The organism is Blastocatellia bacterium (genome assembly GCA_035275065.1).
Classification (GTDB): Bacteria; Acidobacteriota; Blastocatellia; order UBA7656; family UBA7656; genus DATENM01.
Map to the genome: position 1 here is coordinate 1 of DATENM010000016.1, position 2,505 is coordinate 2,505.

Sequence of the window (2,505 nt, forward strand, 5' to 3'; positions counted from 1 at the left end):
GAAGGTGCGGCTCATCGCCTCGACCCGCCGCTTGAACGACGCCTCGCCCGCCACCGCCTCGATCAGCCCGCCGACCTGCGCCGCCGTCACCTGCTTGATGTTGCCGCGCAGCCCCAGCCCGTGCGCCACGACGCGGGCGGCATTGAAGGGCTGGTCCCAGCGGCAGGGGAAGACGATCATCGGCACGCCCAGCAGGATGCACTCCTTGACCGCCCCCAGGCCGCCATGCGTGATCATCACCGCCGCCCGCTCCAGCAGCTTCAACTGCGGTGCCCAGTTCACCACCAGCACGTTGTCGGGCAGCGGCGCGAACGCTTCCGCCTTCAGGTAAGGCCCGACCGCCAGCACCAACTGCCACTGCGGCCTCTCGCCGACCGCCTCGATCACCGCGCGGAAAAACTCAGGACTCTGCTCATATAGGTGCGATTCACTGCCGAGCGAGCAGTAGATGAGCGGTTTCGACGCGTCGAGCATGTCCCAAGGGAAGGGCTGCAACTCCTGGCGCTGCAAATCAACCGACGGCTCGATGTAGTGGCGGTTGGCTTTCTTCGGCGTGCTGGGGAAGTCGAAGGCTTGCGGGCATAACACCAGCACAGGCAACTCGCATCCCACGGTTCCCGGCGCCGGCTCTCCCAGCATCCACCCTTCAAGCAGGGTGACGCATAACACAGCGCTCGCAACGCCGAACTCCTGGGCCGCGACATAGGCCAGGCCGCCGATCAGGAAGTCTACGATCAACAGATCAGGTTGGTTATCCCGGAAGATCTCTCCGATCTCGCCCTTAACCCCCTTGAAGGGCATTGACGTCACCTGGGCATCCGCCTGCTGTTCTTCAAGCATGATTAACTCGAAGCGGCCAATTTTCATCTCGGCGGAACGCATGCCCGAAGCCCCTCTGGGGTAACGGCTCGCCAGGATGGGGATGAAGTCAAACCCCTGCGAGCGCACGTACTCCTCGAAGTCGGCCAGCCCGAGATAGCAGACCCTGTGGCCGGCTTGCTGCAACGCCCTCGCCAGCTTCAGCGTCGGGTTGAGATGGCCGAATTCAGGAAATGGACAGAACATCACCGTCGCCATTGGTTTGCCCTTTATCTATGCCAGCATCATCGCGTCTGCCCGGCAGGCTTCCGGAGGTGAGTCTCTTGCAAAAACCCCTCGACGGTGCGGACGCCGATGCCGGAGTCTTCGACCTCGCGGAAGGTCCGACTCATCGCCGCCACCCGCGCCTTGTACTGGCCGCTGCCGCTCAGCTCCTCAAGCAGCCGCCGCACCTGCCCGACCGACCCGTCGCTGATGTCGCCGCGCAGCCCCAGCCCGTGGTGTACCACCCGCGCCGCGTTGTGCGGCTGGTCCCAGCGGCACGGGAAGACGATCATCGGCACGGCGAAGAAGATGCACTCCTTGACCGCACCCATGCCGCCGTGCGTGATCATCACTGCCGCCCGCTCCAGCAGCTTCAACTGCGGTGCCCAGTTGACCACCAGCACGTTGTCGGGCAGCGGCGCGAACGCTTCCGTCTTGAGGTAAGGCCCGACCGCCAGCACCAACTGCCACTCTGGCCTCTCGCCGACCGCCTCGATCACCGCGCGGAAAATCTTGATACTGTGCTTGTAGACATACGCTTGACTGCCGAACGAGCAGTAGATGAGCGGCTTCGACGGGTCGAGCATGTCCCAAGGGAAGGGCTGCAACTCCTGGCGCTGCAAATCAACCGACGGCTCGATGTAGTGACGATGGGGTTGCCTCCACGGGCCGGGGAAATCCAGTGCGTCCGGGCACATCACCAGCACAGGCAGTTTGCGCTTTACTGTTTCCGGCGCGGGCTCCCCTAACATCAGTCCTTCGACAATGGTCGAATCAATCAGTGCGCTGGTGATGCCCAATTCTTGCGACGCCATATAACCAAAGCCGCCGATCAGGTAGTCGACGATCAGGAGGTCAGGCTTCCTTTTCCGGATGATTGGTTTCAGCTCCGCGGCAATCTCTTTAAGGAGCGCGTTATTGATCTCGCTCGTCTGGCCGCCTTCGCCAATGCCTACGATCTCTAGCGGGTTCACCTGCAAGCGCGCGGGCGCGTCGCCCGAAGCGGCGCCTGCCGGAGGGCTCGCCAGGATGGGGATGAAGTCAAACCCCTGCGAGCGCACGTACTCCTCGAAGTCGGCCAGCCCGAGGTAGCAAATCTGATGGCCGGCCCGCTGCAACGCCCTCGCCAGCTTCAGCGTCGGGTTGAGGTGCCCGAACGCAGGAAATGGAAACAGCACAATCGCCGCCATTGGTTTACCTCATCTCCGTGCTCAGGACACGCCTTGGATCAGCCGTTCAAGGCGGCGATCCCTATTCCCTTGCAAAAACCCTTCGACAGTGCGGACGCCGATGCCGGAGTCTTCGATGTCACGGAAGGTGCGGCTCATCGCCTCGACCCGCCGCTTGAACGACGCCTCGCCCGCCACCGCCTCGATCAGCCCGCCGACCTGCGCCGCCGTCACCTGCTTGATGTTGCCGCGC

3 protein-coding genes are annotated in these 2,505 nt (G+C 63.4%); all 3 read right to left on the reverse strand.

All coding sequences use genetic code 11. The features are described 5' to 3' along the window. The coding region (locus VJ464_02850; GenBank protein ID HKQ04044.1) for a glycosyltransferase at positions 1–1,065 on the reverse strand (1,065 nt) is incomplete at its 3' end. A gap of 38 nt (positions 1,066–1,103) precedes the next feature. Continuing rightward, on the reverse strand, positions 1,104–2,273 hold the full coding sequence (locus VJ464_02855; protein HKQ04045.1) for a glycosyltransferase: 1,170 nt from the start codon (positions 2,271–2,273) through the stop codon (positions 1,104–1,106). A gap of 21 nt (positions 2,274–2,294) precedes the next feature. Next, a partial coding sequence (locus VJ464_02860; protein ID HKQ04046.1) for a hypothetical protein occupies positions 2,295–2,505 on the reverse strand: 211 nt, incomplete at its 5' end.